Origin of the sequence: uncultured Gimesia sp., from assembly GCF_937919775.1 — a bacterium.
Classification (GTDB): domain Bacteria; phylum Planctomycetota; class Planctomycetia; order Planctomycetales; family Planctomycetaceae; genus Gimesia.
Map to the genome: position 1 here is coordinate 1 of NZ_CALFPF010000203.1, position 4,504 is coordinate 4,504.

A 4,504-nucleotide genomic window follows, 5' to 3' on the forward strand; every position below is an offset into this window, starting at 1 on the left:
AATCAACTGGCCTATCTGAAGCGAAACAAGTTGCTGAATGCAGTGCCGGACCCCGAAACCATTGAAACTATGGCCGCTTTTGACGAACCGGGTTCAGGCAACCTGGATCAGCGCGTGCGCGCTTATCTGGCGGTTAATTGTGCGCACTGCCATAGCCCCGGCGGAAATGCCCGGACGACAGGATTGGATTTACGTTTGACGCAAAATGATCCTGCCAAAATTGGCGTCTGGAAAACACCGGTGGCCGCAGGCCGGGGATCGGGAGGACGCAGTTACGATATCGTTCCCGGTGCGCCGGAGAAATCGATCTTAATGCACCGATTGCAATCCAGCGATCTGGCAGCGCGAATGCCCAATATCGGTAATCGAATCGTACATCAGGAAGCCGTTGATTTGATTCAGAAATGGATCAGCGAAATGGAACCGACACGGTCGGAATAACGGGCCTCTGAGCAGACGGGGGGCAGGCAGCCGAGTTGTCTACTTCAAGTTCAAACCGCAGCTTTATGCTCGTAGGAGTGGCTGTCTTGAATGATCAGCTGATTACGGCCTTTTTTCTGTGATTTGGCCAGTGCGTGCAAACCGCGGTCGAGCACCAGTTCTGCCGAGTCGCCGGGAACACAGGTGATATACGCGAGACTGGCGGTGACGACAACTTCCGGGCTATCTGATTCCAGACGGAAATGGTGGTGCCGAATGGCATCGCGGATCGTTTCCGCATTGGACTGACCCTCGTTCATCGGCACACCGGGAAACAGAATTGCCAGAGTGTCCGCTTTCCAGAGACAGATGATCTCCTCGTCTCTTATTTTGTGCAGAACCAGACGTGAAAGTGTCTTCATAAACTTGACAGGGGCCATAATTCCAAATCGTTCCTTAAGCTGCTCCGACTGATTCATCTGTACGAGCAGCAGACCGCTGGTCAGCTCGGTGGATGTTCCCGCGAGCAGCATCATTTCCAGGTTGGCTTCAAACGCTATGGTGTCCGGCAGCTTTAAGTGAGACTGTTCCGGTTCAAAAACCCATTGCATTGCCGGAAAGACCTGAGGTTTCTTTTTATCCGGTTTTTTTTCCGGCTGGATCTGTTCCTGGTCCGAAAATTTTCGTTCGACCAGCCGATTGATCAGATCCAGCAAATTAGATCGTTTCCTGTTGAGTTCGCTGGATTGCTCTTTGGTCAGGAGCATTCCAGGAAACTTCTCGAGCAGTGCGCATGCGGACTGAGCGGTATCCAGCGTCTCTTTAACATGTTGAAAGCAGCTCTGGATATGTTTTTTCGCACGGCGGAAATTGCGTGCGGGGGCACCCTTGCCGAAAAAGTAACCTGCAGTGAAACCCAGGCTGACGGCGATGAGTAAACCGGCCCCGAAACAAATCAGAATGTCATTCGACATGGAAATCATGGATGTTGTTAGAAATATCGTCATGCTTCTCTGCCTGATCAGGAAGTAAATCTGCTTCCTCTGAAGGAGATGAAACTATCGTTGCTGGAAATCGCAGTTTGATCAGAATTGATCCGCGCATAGAATTCGAAATCGAGTTCTCTACAACGAAGCTTAGTTCGCACTCGGGAGGAATGTAGCCTACAAATCTTCGACGTGAAGGAATATCGGTCGATGAAAGTAGTGATTGTAGGGATTATTTCGACAGAGAAAGGATGATCGCTGGTTCGGTTCTGAACCATTTCAGTGCGGTAAAGCCCTCGGAAATTATTTTCGTTCGCTGGCTTCCGCGGGCCCAGCCTGAACGGGAGGGGCCTGCGGCTCCAGAAATTCAAGACTCAGCACAAGGTCTGTATCCCGATTGTCCAGTTGGTCGACCAGTTTTTCATCGACCGTAAAGACAAAGGAAATCTGCCTGCCGGAGGGGGCCGCACACAGGTAATAAATCCATTGTACGGGAATTTCGTTTGCTTTACCGGCTACAGTGACCCGGTGAATGAACTTTCCGTCTGCCGGAGAGAGGTTTTCCGCTTTAAGTATTTTAATCAGATTGGCGCCCAGGGAAGTACGAATGTCCTGCTGGAACTGTTCTTCCGAAGTGTGGCTGCCCGGCTTGACCGAGGGGATTTTTGAAATGTTGGTTTGTGCTATCAGGCTCCCTTTTTCGAGTAATCTCAAGACGGCTACCTGGCTTGTCTGATGAAAGACATACCAGTCTCGCGGGAGCAGCAGTCGAACATCCCAGGGAGGCTCAAAACTCAGGTATTTGGCTTCGGGTTTTGTTTCCAGGGGGATGGCAGCCAGAGCTTCATCCGTCAATGGTCCCGTTCCAACCGCCAGTGTGCGATTCCAGTTCACGCGGGCAGTGACTTTCATCCCCGGACTGACTGAACCGACCGATCGTTTTTCGGTCTGTTCCATTTCCAGATGGCTGATGAAATGGCCATTCATTCGAAACTGCAGCTTGCCTGTGACGGCAATTTCCGTTTGCGCTCCAACGGTGGCTCCTTCAATTTTTCCCTGAAAGCTGATGTTTGCCAGTTCGTTTTCCACGGATTCCAGTTTGCAGGTGAGTTCTGACTTCAGGACTGCTTCGAGCCCTGTGAGCGACTGAAGCACCCAGCGATCGGGAGTCCAGACTTCGCCTACTTCGACCTCAGATTGTGGCAGCAGTGCGATCACGGGCAGGCTGTCTCCCGGGGAGTTGAGTAATTCCAGCTCGGATGGCATCAACGGCCCGACAGGAGAGTGTAAGGAAAGCCCTTCCGTTGTGCCCTCCGCGACAATCATGCGGTGTTTATCGCGGCCGCGGGCAAACGTTTTTTGTCCCTGCACATCAATGTTCGCTGTCGCCGACTCGTAGTAACGAAGTGAACGAAGCGCTTCCGCATCACGGCCTTTGCCCGGCAGTCTGCGTTCCAGGTATTGGAGTTTGCCTTCCACATCCAGTTTGAGTGTTCTTGACTGACCCGATTTGATTGCCGTTTCCAGCAGTCCATCAACTTTAATGGTCGAATTGACATTAAATGTGCGAGAGTCTGTGTTCGACTCCCGGAATTCGTAGGTTTCTGCGGCAGCGGATTTCGTCTCTGAACTCAGACTGGCTGCGACCAGCGAAAGGGAAAAACAGAAAAAACATAGAATTCGTGAGGGAAGTGCTCTGTTCAATAAAAACATTCGGAAGGCTCCGTAGATCAAGCGTCCATACTGATTGGAGAATGAATGAAGGAAATTTATTCGTTTACCGTAACTTTGGTCTGCTGGAGCATTTCACGCGCTGCCGCTATGATTCCGGCAACATCCAGCCCCAGGTCCACCAGTAATTCATTCCGATTACCATGTTCGATAAAGCGGTCAGGAATACCGAGTCGTCTGAGGTGACTTGTGTTGAGCCCTGCAGTATTGGCAGATTCCAGAACGGCTGAACCAAAACCGCCGCAAAGTGTACCTTCTTCAACGGTAATCACAAAGCCCGATTCCTGAATCGCCTGATTGATTACTTCCGTGTCTAATGGTTTGGCAAAACGGGCATTGATTACCCCCACGTCGAGGCCTTCTTCCCGGAGTTTTTCTGCAGCCTGGATACAATTGGTGAACAGAGAACCAAAGGCGATGAGCATTCCATCTTTGCCCCAGACATAGACTTCCGATTTGCCCAGTTCGACCGGTGCGACTTTCCGTTCGACGGAATCAGCGGGAGCTTTGGGGTAGCGAATGGCCGTCGGCCCTGCATAATTCAGGGAGAAATCAAGCATCGGCTCGACATCCCGGGCATCGCCGGGGGACATCAGGACGATATTCGGGAAGCATCTCATATAGGTATTATCAAACGCCCCGTGGTGAGTGGGACCATCTTCACCGGCAATTCCGGCCCGGTCCATGCAGAAGGTGACCGGCAGGTTTTGAAGCGCGACTTCCTGGAAAATATGATCGAAACTGCGCTGCAGGAACGTGCTGTAGATATCCACAATCGGTCGCAGCCCCGCTTTCGCCATGCCCCCTGCAAAAGCGACCGCATGCGCTTCACAGATTCCGGTATCAAAAAATCGATCGGGGAAGCCATCGCGAATTTTGCCCAGTTTGTTGCCGGCACACATGGCTGCCGTCAGTACGACCACTCGATCATTGTCGGTCATCGCCTGAAAGATCGAACTGCTGACCACATCGGTAAATGCTTTGGATGCACCGCTGCCCGGTTTTTCAATGGGCACAATTTCATTTTCTTCATTGCGCTGGAAAGGAGCCGGCGCATGAAAGGAAACCGGGTCATTTGTGGCCGGTTCAAAGCCGTGCCCTTTTTCTGTTAACACGTGTAACAGAACGGGGCCTTTGATGTTTTTGATCATCTGCAGGTAGCCGGAGAGCTCTTCAATATTATGACCATCAACGGGGCCGATATAGCGGAAGCCCATTTCCTCAAACAGCATGCCTCCGTGCAGGAAGCCTTTGACGGCTTCTTTAAAGCTGCCCAGTGTGTGTTCCATCGATTCGCCGACGACGGGAAGTTTATTCAATAACCAGGAGACATCCCGTTTTAGGCCATTATAAAAGGGGGCGACGCG

The 4,504-nt window shown here is 51.6% G+C and carries 3 protein-coding genes and 1 pseudogene; 1 reads left to right on the forward strand and 3 read right to left on the reverse strand.

What is annotated here, in order from left to right; genetic code table 11:
- Positions 1-441 (forward strand): annotated as a pseudogene (locus tag Q0294_RS05315) (hypothetical protein); the annotation flags it as partial.
- Between the two features lie 50 nt (positions 442-491).
- On the opposite strand, the gene Q0294_RS05320 reads toward Q0294_RS05315, so the two are convergent.
- From Q0294_RS05320 to Q0294_RS05330, 3 genes are all read right to left on the reverse strand, one after another.
- Entirely contained in the window at positions 492-1,427 is a 936-nt protein-coding gene (locus Q0294_RS05320) for a diguanylate cyclase (RefSeq protein WP_299461650.1), read from the reverse strand.
- Positions 1,428-1,709: 282 nt separating this feature from the next.
- Positions 1,710-3,119, reverse strand: a complete 1,410-nt coding sequence (locus Q0294_RS05325; RefSeq protein ID WP_299461652.1) for a hypothetical protein — start codon at positions 3,117-3,119, stop codon at positions 1,710-1,712.
- 56 nt (positions 3,120-3,175) lie between these two features.
- Positions 3,176-4,504: transketolase C-terminal domain-containing protein (locus tag Q0294_RS05330; protein ID WP_299461653.1), on the reverse strand; the 1,329-nt coding region annotated here is incomplete at its 5' end.

Coding starts and splice junctions, on each gene's coding strand:
- Q0294_RS05320 (WP_299461650.1), bottom strand. CDS start 1,427: ATGACGATATTTCTAACAACATCCATGATTTCCATGTCGAATGACATT.
- Q0294_RS05325 (WP_299461652.1), bottom strand. CDS start 3,119: ATGTTTTTATTGAACAGAGCACTTCCCTCACGAATTCTATGTTTTTTC.